The sequence below is a fragment of the Vibrio ouci genome, assembly GCF_004551525.1.
GTDB lineage: Bacteria > Pseudomonadota > Gammaproteobacteria > Enterobacterales > Vibrionaceae > Vibrio > Vibrio ouci.
The window spans coordinates 1-15,060 of record NZ_SATR01000061.1 but is presented as its reverse complement, the minus strand read 5'-3'; the positions used below and the strand labels follow the sequence as shown (position 1 = coordinate 15,060).

At 44.4% G+C, this 15,060-nt stretch carries 11 protein-coding genes; 4 read left to right on the top strand and 7 right to left on the bottom strand.

Features of this window, described 5'->3' with window-relative positions; genetic code table 11:
- Positions 1–191 precede the first annotated feature (191 nt).
- The 5 genes from ELS82_RS21820 to ELS82_RS21800 form a co-directional block, all read right to left on the bottom strand.
- Complete coding sequence (locus ELS82_RS21820) at positions 192–3,293, bottom strand: efflux RND transporter permease subunit (RefSeq protein ID WP_134837331.1); 3,102 nt, start codon at positions 3,291–3,293, stop codon at positions 192–194.
- Positions 3,290–4,600 carry an efflux RND transporter periplasmic adaptor subunit gene (locus ELS82_RS21815; protein WP_134837330.1) on the bottom strand — a complete coding sequence of 437 codons (1,311 nt, stop codon included), beginning with the start codon at positions 4,598–4,600 and terminating at the stop codon, positions 3,290–3,292. Before ELS82_RS21815 ends, ELS82_RS21820 begins: the two co-directional genes overlap by 4 nt.
- A 5-nt stretch (positions 4,601–4,605) precedes the next feature.
- Positions 4,606–5,253, bottom strand: coding sequence for a TetR/AcrR family transcriptional regulator (locus ELS82_RS21810; RefSeq protein WP_134837329.1), 648 nt, complete (start codon positions 5,251–5,253; stop codon positions 4,606–4,608).
- Positions 5,254–5,748: 495 nt separating this feature from the next.
- On the bottom strand, positions 5,749–8,244 hold the full coding sequence (locus ELS82_RS21805) for a bifunctional diguanylate cyclase/phosphodiesterase (RefSeq protein WP_134837328.1): 2,496 nt from the start codon (positions 8,242–8,244) through the stop codon (positions 5,749–5,751).
- 143 nt (positions 8,245–8,387) lie between these two features.
- Complete coding sequence (locus tag ELS82_RS21800; RefSeq protein ID WP_134837327.1) at positions 8,388–10,307, bottom strand: ATP-binding protein; 1,920 nt, start codon at positions 10,305–10,307, stop codon at positions 8,388–8,390.
- 94 nt (positions 10,308–10,401) lie between these two features.
- On the opposite strand from ELS82_RS21800, the gene ELS82_RS21795 reads away from it, so the two are divergent.
- The 4 genes from ELS82_RS21795 to ELS82_RS26430 all read left to right on the top strand — a co-directional run bounded on the left by ELS82_RS21795 (position 10,402) and on the right by ELS82_RS26430 (position 12,771).
- Complete coding sequence (locus ELS82_RS21795; RefSeq protein WP_167489452.1) at positions 10,402–11,169, top strand: substrate-binding periplasmic protein; 768 nt, start codon at positions 10,402–10,404, stop codon at positions 11,167–11,169.
- A 48-nt stretch (positions 11,170–11,217) separates the two neighbouring features.
- The gene (locus ELS82_RS21790) at positions 11,218–12,150 is read left to right on the top strand and encodes an endonuclease/exonuclease/phosphatase family protein (RefSeq protein WP_134837326.1); all 933 of its coding nucleotides are present in this window, start codon (positions 11,218–11,220) and stop codon (positions 12,148–12,150) included.
- Positions 12,151–12,206: 56 nt separating this feature from the next.
- Positions 12,207–12,557 (top strand): hypothetical protein, encoded by a 351-nt coding sequence (locus ELS82_RS21785; protein WP_134837325.1) that lies wholly within the window; start codon positions 12,207–12,209, stop codon positions 12,555–12,557.
- A 67-nt stretch (positions 12,558–12,624) separates the two neighbouring features.
- Positions 12,625–12,771: a hypothetical protein gene (locus tag ELS82_RS26430; protein WP_167489450.1), complete on the top strand. Its 147-nt coding sequence runs from the start codon at positions 12,625–12,627 to the stop codon at positions 12,769–12,771.
- Positions 12,772–12,823: 52 nt separating this feature from the next.
- On the opposite strand, the gene ELS82_RS21780 is transcribed toward ELS82_RS26430, so the two are convergent.
- Positions 12,824–14,224 carry a class II fumarate hydratase gene (locus tag ELS82_RS21780; protein WP_134837324.1) on the bottom strand — a complete coding sequence of 467 codons (1,401 nt, stop codon included), beginning with the start codon at positions 14,222–14,224 and terminating at the stop codon, positions 12,824–12,826.
- Positions 14,225–14,248: 24 nt separating this feature from the next.
- Positions 14,249–14,629, bottom strand: coding sequence for a hypothetical protein (locus tag ELS82_RS21775; RefSeq protein WP_134837323.1), 381 nt, complete (start codon positions 14,627–14,629; stop codon positions 14,249–14,251).
- Positions 14,630–15,060: the final 431 nt, after the last annotated feature.

Sequence of the window (15,060 nt, the reverse complement as noted above, 5' to 3'; positions counted from 1 at the left end):
ATCAAGCTCAAGCAAATGCGAGAAAGCGTCAGCCATTTCATTTTACCAGACAAAAGAAAGGACCGAACGTTTCCACGTTCAGTCCTCTTTGTTCCGGCCAAATATCCGTTTAGGTATAAGCGTTAGCGCTTATCCGAATGGCATTAAGACATAGCGTCTGGCTTTTTTAAGTTTATCGGTTAGTGCGGTAATTAGATCTCTTCATGTTTATGCACCAATCCAAAGTCAGCCAATACGGCGTAGGCGGCAGGGATCATAAACAGCACCAGCAGTGTCGATGCAAAAATACCAAACACAATCGAGATGACTAATGGCTGAATGACCTGAGCCTGCAAGCTGGTTTCAGTAAGTAGCGGTAACAGGCCAGCTGCAGTGGTCATTGAGGTTAGAAATACCGCTCTAAAACGCTCACGGCTGGCTTTGACTACCGAGTCATGCACGCTATCGCCATCATCGACATGGTGGCGGATGTATTGCACCAATAAGATTGAATCGTTGACCACGATACCTGCGAGCGACACAAAGCCCATCATACTCGGCATACTGAGTGAGTGACCAAGTAAGATATGGCCCCAAACGACACCAATAAAGGCGAGGGGAATGGCGAGCATGACGACAAAAGGTTCTAGGTAGCTGCGGAACTGATAACTGAGTATCGCAAACACGCCAAATAGTCCAAGCAAGAAACCTTTACCCATTGAGGCGCCGGTTTCTGCTGCGTCTTTCGCTTCACCTTCAAAGTCGAATCTTAGCCCAGGATATTTGGCCATTAGCTTAGGCGCTTCTTCTTTTTGGAATTGAGTAATCACCGCCGTTGAGTTGACCTTGGTATTATCGGTATCACCAAATACGCTAATGGTTCTCAGGCCATCAATACGCTGGATTCGAACATAGTTACGTTGGAAATCGAGTGTCGCTATCGTTGCCAGCGGAATCTGGCTACCGTCAGGCATGATAATTGGGAAGTTGGCCAGTTGCTGTAAATCGCCAGCTTCAACCTTATTCAAACGTACCTCAATCGAGATATTTTCTACCCCAATCTGAATCTCATCGGCGGTTTGGCCGAAAAACGCGGCGCGAAGTTGGTTGGCGATAAGCTGGCCATTGATGCCGTAGGTTTCTGCCCCCGGGCGTAGTTTAACCAGAACTTCTTCTTTACCCATGCGCATGTCATCTAGCACGCCGTGGATTCCATCGAACTCGTTCAAGTATTGTTGAATATCAATCGAAGCCGCTTTTAACGCGTCTAAGTCATCGTGTTTGGCACGAATTTCAATCGCACGTCCACCCGGTCCCATAGTCGGTTGTTTAAATACCAGTGAGATAGGGTCAGCAAGTTCGCCAATGTCAGCGCGCCATGCAGCGATGAAGTCATCGATTACGGTGTTTCTGCTTTCTGCGCCAAGTAAATCAAGCCTAACAGTGGCAATGTGCGGCCCTGATTCATTAGCGTCAGCATTGGCGTTAAACTGGCTGGTAATGTGTTGAACCAGTTGGGTGCCGTTCTCTACCTCTTTACTCCATTGCGTGTCGAGCTTTTGCGCTGAAGCAACAATTCGGTCAACCACCGCTTCGGTTTGCGCTAAAGAAGAACCAGGAGGAAGGATGATACGTGCCTCGGCAATATCACCGTCGAGTTCAGGGAAAGGCTGAAACTTAAGTAACCCACCTGCGATGGTTGCCACAGAGATTAACAATAGGGCGACAACACCACCTAAAAAGGCATAGCGGTACTCAACCACTTTCTCAACAGCATTAACCAGCGTGGTATTACGGAAATTTTCAAAGCTATCCAGTAGTTTCTGTTTAAATTTCGCTGGTGGCTTTTCTCGTTTTTCCTTATGCAAAGAGTGAGAGAGGTGATTCGGCAAGATCAAAAATGCCTCGACCAAGCTCAGGGTTAATACAAGGATCAACACTTGCGGCACTGCTTTTAATACCGCACCCATTTCGCCTTCAAGGAAGAGTAGGCTAGCAAAGATACATACTGTGGTTAGGAAGGAGGAAATAACACCAGGTAAAACCTTTTTAACTCCTTTGATCACGGCGTTATCGACGTCTTCCCCCCGATCAAGGTGAGACGCGATGGATTCGGCTATCACGATCGCATCATCCATCATGATACCGATGGCCATAAGCAGGCCGACCAGCGACATAATATTGATGGAAAGGCCAAGTTGCGCCATCAAGAATAAACCGCCAAGGAAGGCGACAGGTAGACCTGCAGCAACCCAGAATGAGTAACGTAAGCTAAAGAACAGCCACATGGTCGCAAAGACTAAAACGATACCTTGCCACCCGTTGCGAACCATCATGGTGAGTCGATCCCACAATACCGACGATAGGTCATTGGTGAGCTCAAGTTTAACGCCGGTTGGGGCTATTGCTTGTTGGTCTTCGACGAACTGAGATACGCGATCTTTAATCCGCAGTGCGTCATCCTCTTTGTTCTTACTTACTTTAAGTAACGCTGAAGGATGACCATCGAAAAGGACTTTTTGTTCGTCCAACTCGAAACGGTCGGTAATCGTTGCGATATCGCGCAGGCGGATGATCGAACCATTAGGCCCAGAGCCAACGACGATGCTTTCTAGCTCTTGCGGCGTGGTGCGGCGCTCATCAAAACGAATCAAAAAGTTTTTGTCAGGCGTTTCGACGTTACCACTTGGTAGCTTGATATTTTGGCGACCGATTTGATCTGCAATATCACCGACGCTGAGTCCCAGTTGTCGCATAGCTTGTGAATCAAGTTCAACGCGATATTGATGATCAGAAAAGCCCGCAACATCAACCAAAGAGACATCATAATCAAGCTTTAACGTTCGTTTAAGCTGCTCTGCATAGGCTTTAAGTTCAGGCCATGTGGTATCCGCCGTGATGGCGACGTCGACAACAGGTTCGTTCCAATCTAACTCTTGGACGATTGGGGATTCAATCTCTTGAGGAAAATCGTTGATGGAATTGATCTGAGTTTGAACATCAATCAGCATGCGGCCAATGTCAGCGCGCTCGTTAAGCTTTAAGATTAAACGTGCTGAGCCTTCAATCGCCTCGCATTGGGTTTCTTCAATGTTGGCAAGGCCATCTACTGCGTCTTCCATACGAACACAGATACTTTCCTCTACCTCTTGTGGCGAGGCGCCAGGGTAGACAACGCCTGCCATAATGTACGGTGGATCGAATTCAGGAAACGTCTCACGCTTAATGTTGGGTAGGGAAGTTAAGCCCAATACCAATAAACCAAGCATCAAGAGGTTGGCGGCGGTGGGGTGCTTAGCAAAGAATCGAATCATTGCGCAGACTCCTCTGAGCTCGACTCTTTGAGTAACATACCGTTAATCGCAGGCAGTAAATCATTTAAGATCAGTTTGTCACCTTGGTTTAAGTCGCCGTCAATCACCACTTGGTTGTCTCGGCGATATTCAACATTGACCGTCTTGATTTGCAGTTTGCTCTCGTCATCCATTAAATAGATTTTGTCGCCATGCAGTGCTCGCTCTGGAATTACCCAACTTGGATTGGCTTGGCCTTCGATTGAGGCGCGGACAAACATGCCATTCACCAGTGGCGGTACCGAGGTTGGATTCAAATTGCGGTAATCTTGCTCTATCTCTAATATCACTCCGGCAGTGGCTTGATTTGGGTCGACAGTTTCACTGATACGACTTACTTTCGCAGGCCATCTAGCTTTCAAATTACCACTGCTTAGCTCAATACTTGCTTGGATTGATGATTTGTTTGGCTGAGGAATCCCGGTTTCATCACGAGCGAACTCACCTAAGCTAGATGCGAGAGTTTGCATGTCATGGATTGACAGTTGTGCTTCGACTTCCATCACGTCCATACCGTGACCAGTGACCATGGTCTGTTGCAAGTTAACAACTTGGTTTTGCTCAATCTCAATATCTGCGATACGCAGGTCGTAAGGCAGCGTAATAATGGTTTTTTCCAGTGAGCGTTGGGCTTCTTCAACCTTGGACGTATTCACTTTAACCAGAGCTTCAGCGACACGTTTTTCATCAGGCATCAGACCGATTTGGTTTTCGATATCTAACATCAATTTACGCTGTGATAGGGCACTTTGCGTTTGCTGATCAACATCCGATTGTGACGTTAACCCTTTCTTACGCAGGTTCTGTTTTCGTTCCAGCTCTTTATTAGCGATCACGAGACGGTTTTTCTCGATTTTCAGCGTCTCTTTTAGATTTGACTCTTCTTGGTTCAGCTTAGCCAAAGAGGTTTGAGCAGATTTTAAATCGGCTTGAGCTTGTACCAGTTTGAGTTCGTAATCGAGCGGGTCGATTCGCAAAATCTCGGTTCCTGCTTGGAGTATTTGACCTTTCTCAAGTTGTGGGTGGCGATAAACCACCTTTCCGGTGACTTCCGCAATTGCGTTCCATTCGATTTTCGGCGCGACTTTACCAAATCCAATCGCCAGAGGGGCCATCGCCTTTAGCTCTAGCGGTACCGTGTCGACCAGCCTAGCGCGATCACTGGCAGGTTTGACGGGAAGGTCGGGTTTTAGCTCCACAGCCACAATGAGTGAGATGACTCCAACGGCAAGCGCTGGGAAGAACAGTAGTTTCTTATTTATTTTCATTATCGTTAATCCTGCGATTCAGTTGGTTGCAAAAAGCCGTGGGTCATAAGCTTGATGTTGTGTTCAAACAACTGGTTTAGAAATTCTTCGTTAAGCTCAATACCATGAATAGCCAGCATTGCGGGTGGGGCAATAAACGGAAATACCATCAAGCTAATGTAGGAGACTTTACATAACCTAGGATCGGCATCTGGGCGTAGAATGCCGCTCTCGACCAGTTTATCGAACATGATTGACTGCATTGGCTGGCTGACGTCCGTAAACACTTTTTCCAGTAACTTTCGCTGAGTTTCTGAGCTGTCCATATTCATGACCTGTGCGATCAATCGAGGGAAGAGTGGCACTTTGATCATTTCGCAGTAATAGGTACGCATAATGTCGAGAAAATTTTTCTGCGAGCTGTCTTTGACCATGCGCTGCATTTGAATTTTCATCGGCTCGATGGTTTCACGTAGCATGGTCTCAAATAGGCCTTCCTTATTGCCAAAATAGTAACGAATCATCGCGACATTGACGCCAGCGTTACTTGCCACTAAGCGGGTAGAGACTTTGTTGTAGGGCATAACCGTAAAGAGATCGCGTGAGGCATCGATCAGTGCTTGCCGCGCATCGATGTCATCACTGGGACGTCCGGCTTTCCTAGCCATATTCATGTTGTCGTTACTCTCGTTTATTAAACGTATGATTAATTATAGGGTGACGAAAATATCTTCGATATAACAATTATTAATCACTATTTAATCAAGTGATTAATTAATGGCAATTGAAAGTGAGAAATGTGATTTGTGACATCTAAGATGATGGCGAATGCTGTTGGCAATGCCGTCGTGAGATAAAGAAAAGCCCGCGTAGTAGCTAATTACGCGGGCGAAAGGGACAACAATTATTGTCGCTATTTGGAGATTGTTGGTCCAGCATCCTTATCCAGACTGTTACGAGCTATTAGACTTTATTAGTAGTTCTTTATAGCTGTGTAACCAATGAACAATAAAATAACACTTTTGCTAATAACGCTTAAACATCGAAAAATGAAAAGATAAGTTGCATTTATGCAATGAATGAGTCGGTGGTGAATTGAATCGTTTTCGCTATGGAAAAGCCAAAATAATTCAATTCATAAGGGAGAAATAGGTGCAATCAGCGCAAGATCAGATAACAAAGTCGGACCCTGTGTCCGCGTACTTACTTGCTAACTGATCGATCGGAATCGGGCGCTCAATCAAATAGCCCTGAAGAAGGTCACAGCCATATTTAATGAGTATCGCTCTTTGTGCTTCTGTCTCAACCCCTTCAGCTACCACGCGCATGTTTCCTGAACGTGCGATAGCAAGGATCGCTTTTACCAGCGAGTCACTCTGTTCTGAGCTCAGCATTTTATCGACGAAAACTCGGTCAATTTTTAACTCGTCTAATGGCAAGTTGCTCAGATAACTGAGTGACGAATAACCGGTACCAAAGTCATCTAACGCGACAGTAAAACCCAGCTGTTTGACCTGGTTAATGATGGGTTCCACTTTAGGCAAATCGTTGATCAGCACATTTTCGGTGATTTCTAATGTGATGCGATGACTTGGCAATTTATGCTTGGCGGTAATGCTCTTAAGCTGAGGAATAAAATTGTTATTCATCAGTTGCATTGGCGAAATATTGATTGAAAGAACCAAGTCTGATTCCGGAGACGGGAATACGTGAACAAATTCTTCGCAGGCTTTATTTAAGACAAACTCGCCAATCTCACTGATCAAGCCGATCTCTTCTGCCAGTGAGATGAACTCAAGCGGTGATACCTGACTCAGTTGTGGGTTATACCAACGCAGTAAGCTTTCAACGCCATGTAGTGCGCCTGTTTCGGCATTTACCTGCGGCTGATAGTGAACCGTAAACTCACCTCGGTCGATTGCCTCTCGAAGTTCGCGCTCAAGAAGGAAGTCGTATTGAACTTGCTGATTGATGGAGCTATCGAAAAACAGTACGTCACCTTTTTGTCGTGCTTTTGATTTGTACAGCACAATATCAGCCTTGGAAATCAGCTCTTCAGGGTCATCGCCATCGGAAGGGTACATAGAGACACCAATCGAGCAACTGGCGAAGAGTACTTTGCCATCAATAACAAACTGCTGCTTAAATACGTTTTTAATTTGTTCTACCTTAGATTCAGTTTCGCTGAGATTCTTAAGGTTAGAAAAGCAGAAGATGAACTCATCGCCACCAAAGCGTGCCACGTAGTCATTTGGGCCTAAGAAAGCATCGAATTTTTTGCCGATTTCACTGAGTAATCGATCGCCAGCACTGTGGCCATAGAGGTCGTTAACCTTTTTAAAATCATCAAGATCTACAAACATAACTGCCAGTTGGCAACAGTGCTCAGCGGATAGCTCGATACCTTCAGTGATATGTTGATGGAGTAGTGAGCGGTTCGGCAGGCCAGTCAGTTCATCGTGACTCGCCATATATTCCAATTGATCTTTGGTGTGTTGCAGATTTTCAAAATCGTAGTTAATGCGCTTTTCAAACTTTTTAAAACGATTGGCGATTAAGCGGCTTAATGAATATGAGAATAGGGCGACAATGATGGTGGTGACAATGCCAATAAGTAACAGCTGTTGCAGTGTTTTTTGCTGTTCTTCTTCAGCGGCAACTTCACGCTCTTTAAAGTATTGCTCGCTAAGCGCATCATACACGCCAGCTCCAATAGTCCAGCCCCAATTTTGGTCTTTAACAACATAACTTGTTTTGGAAAGACTCGCGACGTCGTCTGGGCCTGCAGCAGCAATATAATTTACGAATTGTTTATCTGCCTCCATGATACGTTGTGACGCTTGCTGGTATTGTTCATCACCAATAGCAAAAGTATTTTGTCCAATTAAAGATTCGTTGATGTGAGAAAGAATGGTGCCATCGTTAGCAAGCACAAAGACATAACCATAATCACCAAATCTAAGGTTTCTCAGCCATTTTAACGACGTTTGTTTAATGTCATTTTCAACGTCAACAACGTAATCGCCAGTTCCGATGAACCAATCGTATGGCGCGAAGTATTTACCAAAGCCGACTTTCTCGAACTCTTTATTACGATTTTCTGGCTTAACAAACCACCAACGATAGAAAGCCTCATCTTCTCTTTTTACCAGTTCACCCATTTCACGGACAATATAGCTACCGCGAACATCCTTGAAATCCCACAAAGAGGTGCCTTCAACTCGTGGAAGCAGGGGGTGCATGACATTCATGCCATCAGTTTTGTAGATGAAAAAGTAGCCACGCCCCTGATTAAAACGGATGTCTCGTAATGCATCTGTTATTAACTTGGTGACTTGTTGTTCCGGAAGATGTTTATTGCTTTCGTACAGACGGGTTGCAATCGCATGCGCTTCATAAATATGTTCTTGGATCGTGTCTTCCAGTTTGTCTTCCACTTGAGTGCGAGAAAATTGGATTTGTTCAAGAACGTATTCGACGCGATTGGTTAATGTGGCCAGACGTCGTTGTTCATATTCATGTTTGAGGTAGTCGAGCTCTTCTCGTGAACTAAGAATGGTATCCCTAACGGTTAGGACCACCCACAACAAGGTAAAGACGGCGACAATGGTAGCAGGAGCATAGGTGATGAGATTAAGCAGTTTTTTATCAGTTAGCTTAGTCATGCTGCTCCTTAGCTAAATATGAAAAGAACAGTAATTATAGCGGCCATATTTTTCGAACATTGAACGAATAACGGAATTTTATAGAATTCAGTTAAAATATGAGAACCCAACATGTGCAACTGTTTGCTTTTCTGGGCTTTTTACTAAGTCGCTTGCCTTTCTGTTTCGCCAAGATCATTAAGTGCGTGCTGCAAATGAGGAATATGTTTAAGTAATGCAGAACGTATTTTTTTGGGTTCAACCGGCTTGGTTAGAAAGTCGTTCATTCCGGACTGGTAGCACAGTGCCTTATGTTCTTTCATGACATTAGCGGTGACAGCGATGATCGGAACCTCACCGCGCCAATCATCATAACTGCGTAGCATCCGTGTCGCTTCATAACCGTCCATGATGGGCATATGACAGTCCATCATAATTGCGTCAAATTGGCGTGTATGACAAATGTCTATGGCTTCTTGGCCGTTATTGACGATGGTTGTATGGATATTGAGTAGATTGAGCATCACGCTAATGATTTGCTGATTCACTCTAGTATCTTCGACAACCAAAACGTTAATGTCGCTATCGACTTGGTCATTAATCAACGTAATCTCATCCTGAGAGTACTTTTCAGTGAAGCTGACTAAGTTCCGTTTGACCGGAGGGGACTCTTTCACGTCGGAATTGGTGATGTTCATTGGAATGGTGAAGTAAAAACTGCTACCAAGCCCGACTTGACTCATTACTTTGAGTTCACCCCCCATCATCTCGATGATTTTTTTACTGATCGCTAAGCCAAGGCCTGTACCTCCATATTTTCTTGTTGTACTGCCGTCCGCTTGCTGGAATTTTTCGAAGATAGAGGAAAGATTCTCTTGGTCGATGCCAATACCGGTATCTTTGACCTCAATGTATAAGTGAGGGTGTTGCTCAATACGTAACGAATTTACTTTAAGTTCGATATGTCCTTGCTGAGTAAACTTAAGCGCATTGCCGATGAGGTTATTTAGCACCTGCTTTAATCTTACTTGGTCACCGTTAATTTCATTAGGTAAGTTGGGTTCAATATTGCATTGGAACATCAGCTGTTTCTGCGCAGCTCGAATGCTGTATTCATTGGATTGTTGTTGAAGTAGTTGACGAATATCGAAGGATTCATTGCTCAATGAAAAGTGTCCCGCCTCAATCTTTGAGAAATCAAGAATGTCGTTAATGATATCAAGTAAGGTGCTTGATGAGCTGTTAAGTATATCTAGGTAGCTTTTTTGTACCTCATTTGGATCTGTCTCTTCTAATAGGGTGGCAATGCCAACAATACCATTCATAGGCGTTCGAATTTCGTGGCTCATATTGGCGAGAAACTCGCTTTTCTTAACATTGGCGACTTCAGCTTTTTCTTTGGCTGATTTGAGCTGTTGATAGTTAATCTCTAGTTGAGCAATACAGGTGTTGTATTTTTTGATTAGCTGCGTGATTTCATCATTGAACTTACGGGGATGGCCAGTAATCTTATTGGGAGTAAAGCTACCTTCAAAGTCTGACATTGCGCGGGAAACATTCTGGATAGGCCGCACAATCATGGTTAACACGATATAAAGTAAGCTCGCAACTATGATGCTGGTCTGGAGTAGAGTGACTGATAGCAGCCACAGAAAGTCGCGCCATAATTGACTATGTAGAGGAGCAATGTCGGTCTCTATGGTGAGAGTGCCGATGGTAAATTCCTTATCACCAAGTGAATGGGTGATTGGCCATTGATGGACAATGATATGCTCACTGTCGACCTGCCCTGCGGAGGCCATAACCTTAGTGCCGTCTTCAAGTGTGACAGAATCTACATAAGGGAGTTGGTAGATCCCTTTTATTTGAGTCTCAATTTGCTCGGTGTCAACCACCCATAGACTGGCACTGATGCTCGCAAGAAAACTCTCTTCCAATTGATGTAATTTTTGATCAATGGAATCCAACTCTGATCGATAGCCATGATAAAAATTTATTCCGGCAATGATGAGCGCCAGTACTACACTTACTGTCACTATGGTGATTACAAGCTGCTTGGCAATACCCCAATTCAATTGCTTCATTGGTTAACAGTCCATATCAAATGTGTCTTGTTGCTTATAATTAGCCTAGTATTAATATCGATAAAGTGGGAAGAAAAATTACAAGGAGTTGGCGGTGAAGCGGGTTAGGTTACTAAATTCATTGATTGCACTGGTTTTTAGCGTTAGCACGTATCAAACAATGGCAAGTGATGTCGTTAATTACTATGTGATTGCAGGGCAGGCGCAGCCATTTCAAATTGAGGAACAAGGCAAGAGTCATAAGGGTATTGTTTCAGATATTATTGCCGAAGTATTTGCCGGAAGTGATTATCAACTCAATTATCACACTTACCCTTTCAATCGAATGATTTCGACACTTGAGGCGGGCGGTGAACAAAACTGGGTTACGTATGGGAGTCCAAACTGGGGGCGGGTTCAATCTGAACACCTATCGGATTTACCGATTTATCAGGTGAAACATACCTTGGTAACCAGTACGAAAGCGTCTTTTCATTATGAGGACCTTGGCTCAATTAAAGGGAAAGGCTTGGTGTTACTACTAGGGTTCGACTACGCAGAATTAACCCCTTATATTGAGCAGGGCGACTTTAGCGAGATTCGGGTTAAAAACTATCAGGCTGCGTTTAGCATCATGGAGAGGTTGCCGAGTGATACCGCGTTTGTCGAAATGGAATCGCGCGTAAAATACCATTTAAATCGACTGGGCTTAACGGAGCAGAGTTTCCGTTTAGAGGCGTTTAGTGATGTTATTGCTGATTACCCAATTCATTTGGCATTTTCTGGTGAGATGAAGCCAGAAATTAGGCTGTTTATCAATCAACGCTTAGCTGAAATGAAAGCCAATGGGGCGTTGCAGGAAATTATTAGTCGGTATATCTAATTAACCTGAGCCATACTTTTAACACAGTTTTTTGCAAGGTGGACAATTGTGAAAAGAGTGATGATATGGCTTGTGGTTTTTACTCCGGCAATAGCTTGGGTGACGCTGTCGTTTTATGAGACGACATGGTGGGTAGAAAATATCGTTGCTTTTCCTGCGCTGTTTTTGATCGCGTATTGGGCTATGAGTGCAGCGTTACTGCTATGTCGCCATTGGTTTGCTGGTGTAACTTGTCTGCTGTTATCTTCTGTATTTTTTATGCTTGCACCAAAATCCCACCAACAGCAAGTAAGTAACTGTGTTAATCCAATCACCATAGCCCAGTACAATCTCTATTACGCAAATGATGATGTGAATGCTTTTATTAATTACTTAATGTCTGCGCCTAAGGATCTCGTTGTTCTTCAAGAAGTGGCCCCTGAAGTGGGGGAAAAGCTACAAAGCTTAACGGATATCTATCCCTATTATTATGGCGGTCAGGAAGGGGTGGGCTACCCTTCAAGTCAAATGATATTAAGCCGTTCGCCATTAACCAATATGTCGGTTTATATGACGCCAGATCAACAAGCGATCATCCGTGGTACTTGGCACCCCAATAAGCATATTGCAATGACACTGGTTGCGGCTCATCCTCCTTCACCAAGGACAAAACCTTTATGGTACAGGCGTAATGCTTTAATACGTACCATCGAATCTCTAAACGAAATCTACCCTGACGAAGAAGTGTTAGTTGTCGGTGATTTCAACTTGTCTTCAGTCAGCTTAAGGTTTGGTACGCTGTTTCCGAGTTATCAGACCCTTCCTGTCGCGAGTTGGCCAAATTGGGCAAGTGACTTTTCCACTCCAGACTTCTCAATGATTGCGATTGATCACTTGTGGCTGAAATCGGCGGCTAGTGGTCGGCGAATATGTGAAAGGCAAAGTGTTGCGCGTCCGAATGGTTCAGACCATAAGATAGTTATCACCCAGATTGGCTATTGATACTGATTCTTATTTGATGTGAAAATGGTAGGCATCGGTTTAAAAAAGGAACGCACATGGAAATGACTCAATACAGTGATGAGCAGTTGTGGGAAATTGGTAATGGTTTAATGGATAACTTGATGCAAGCATCAACAGAGATTGACCATCAACGCCATGTTCAGGACTTTACTCAACGCTTAAGTGACATTGTTCATCCTGAATACTTTGAGCGTGTCGTTAAGAAGTACCAACAAGAAAAAGGTTTGTTCACTGAGCGAACTCCTGTCGAGATTTTTAGACGCGAAAACTCCATCGCCTTCGTCTGGAAGCAAGGCTTTAGCATTGCAAAAGGGGAGTTTGTTGCTGAAATGGTGATGATGAGAATTGACGGTCGTTGGCTGGTGGATCATGCCGCCGTGTTTTAAGTTGCAGTTGGATTAGCCAATCGATAGAATTGCCGCTCCTTTCATTGCTGTAAATGTGTGAGGACATATGAATAGCGCGCAAGTTGCGGCGTCGTATTCGACAGTAGCAACTTCACCGAAACGTGAAGTACTACTAAGAGAAACAATGGCGCTAGCAAAAATGGCTTCAGTAATCGCACTGCCATTTTTGTTATTGTCTCTGGTTTGGATTTAATCCAGAGCACACAGCACAAGGATGTGTGCTTTCAAGTTTTCATCCCGCTCTATTAATCCGCAATACCGCCTTCGGTCAGTTTTACAGGATCCAACAATCTTTCTAGTGTCGCTCGATCTAACTCCGTCTCACGCTCGGCTACATCAATAATGGCTTCACCTTGTTTGTAGGCTTTCTTGGCGATCTCCGCCGCTTTTAAATACCCAATGACAGGGTTTAGTGCCGTAACAAGAATAGGGTTTTTAGATAAAGCCACACTGAGGTTGTCTTCATGAACGGTGAACGTCGTAATTGCCTTATCGGCAAGGGATGTTGCGCTGTTTGTCAGCAGTTCTATACTCTCCAATACGTTGTGTGCGATTACTGGTAGCATCACGTTAAGCTGGAAGTTGCCGGACTGTCCTGCAACGGTAATGGTGGTGTCGTTGCCAATGATTTGAGCAGAGGCCATGGCTACCGCTTCAGGTATCACTGGGTTTACTTTCCCCGGCATGATTGAAGAGCCTGGCTGTAAACCTTGAAGCTCTATTTCACCTAAACCTGCCAATGGGCCGGAGTTCATCCAGCGTAAGTCATTGGCAATCTTTAACATTGCCACTGCGGCGGTTTTTAGCTGGCCCGAGAGTGCGACAATCGCATCTTGGCTGCTCAAGTTATAGAAAAAGTTATCACTGCTAGTGAAGTCAATTCGTGTCACTTGAGCTAGTTTATCGGCAAACTTAGCGGCAAACCTTGGGTCGGCATTGATTCCTGTCCCAACTGCCGTCCCACCTTGGGCAAGCGCCTTAACCGCGACAAGTGAGTGTTGAATACCGGCCAGAGCTTGCTCAATTTGATATTGCCAGCCGCCCATTTCTTGGCCGAAAGTGATTGGCATAGCGTCCATCAAATGGGTGCGACCTGTTTTAACCTTTTCGCCAATTTCCTTTCGTTTAGACTCTAGCGTAGCAACAAGATGGTTTAACGCTGGGATAAGCCGAGTTTCTGCGACAATGGCAGTGCTGACCTGAATCGCTGTAGGGACAACATCGTTGCTGCTTTGACCCATATTAACGTGATCATTTGGGCTAATCGGAGCGCCAAGTAAATTAGATGCCAAGGTTGCAATCACTTCATTGGCGTTCATGTTTGAACTGGTGCCAGAGCCAGTTTGGAATACATCAACAGGGAATTGGTTGATGTGCTCGCCGTCTATGATGGTTTGCGCAGCTTCGTTAATCGCTTGTGCTATATCGCCTTCAAGCAGGCCTAAAGTTGAGTTGGTCAACGCCGCACTCTGCTTAATGTAAGCAAGCGCCTGGATAAAAGGCACCGGCATGGTGTGAGCACTGAATTTAAAATTATCGACCGCGCGCTGAGTTTGAGCTTGATAAAGTGCATCCGCTGGGACTTTTACTTCACCCATACTGTCTTGTTCGGTACGAAATTCTTGGGTTGTAGAGCCTAAAGTCATATCTCGATCCTTTTGAAATCTAATCTAATCTAATGGCGTTTGTACGCGTTGTAATAATTGTTGTAGGTATAAAAACTTAATGTCGCCATCTTCCCATTGGTAATAGTGGCGCTTAAGACATAGAAGGGGCGTGTGTATCGAATCTAAACAGACGCGTCTGAACGTGCGGCTTCGCACAGGATCCTGAATGGCGTCGATAAGATGATAATAAAGCTGGCGCAAAAAGAGTTCGTAAAGCAGCGGGTTTTCATCGTCGCAGCCATTCTCGTACAACGACGACAACATCATTCCAGAGTGGATATAGTCATGGATGATATCAGGCTCGAAACCGTTTTGCGTATACCGCTCTAAAAAGCGATCTTGCGCTTTGTAAAACGCATTGTAGAGAACGTTCTGGTTGTCCATACACACCTCATAAAACATGTAATGATAATTATTATCAAATGATAGAGTGTGGATCAACCATAGATTTAGTAGGTAAAGCTAAGCGGACGACATGAAAAATCCCGCTGATATCAGGTATTAGCGGGATTGATAAGTGGTGATGAAACAGATCATTTTGTGAGGCGCTAATTTAAATTGTTTTTTATCAGTTGGTTAGGCTGGTGTTCGTCTTTGAATGGCGACAAAGTGGCGATGGTTCGTATTTTCTCGGATACCCAAAGATAATTTAGGGCATCTTATCGCCACTTTTCATGTCTAGAAATCACGTTCCATGAAGTCCTTTAGCTCTCTAACTCCTTGATAATCTAATGCCATGCCTTTGTAGAGGTGGATGTGATTGACGACATCAAAGTCCCCATCCAGTTGGGATTGAAAGTGTTTGAGGTTTTGTT